Below are 233 nucleotides of genomic sequence, written 5' to 3' on the forward strand. Positions count from 1 at the left end.
AGAGGTGACTGCATTATCCGATATCGTCGTGGTATTCGAATTAGCTCCAGAAGTAATATCTCCCGTCAAGGCTGCACGCTCAAAACTGCTCCCATTCAACGTAATAGAACCGGAACCTGTATATCCCGAACCTAAAGCAAACCGCTGCCAGATACCCCCGTCAAAATAATAATACCCAGCTGATGTGATATTAATGGTTTTAGCGGTAGCGGAACCAACAGCACTAGTAGCAT

1 pseudogene is annotated in these 233 nt (G+C 45.5%); it reads right to left on the bottom strand.

What is annotated here, in order from left to right:
* Positions 1-233 (bottom strand): annotated as a pseudogene (locus C1634_RS26230) (hypothetical protein); the annotation flags it as partial.

Origin of the sequence: Chryseobacterium viscerum (assembly GCF_002899945.2) — a bacterium.
Lineage (GTDB): Bacteria > Bacteroidota > Bacteroidia > Flavobacteriales > Weeksellaceae > Chryseobacterium > Chryseobacterium viscerum.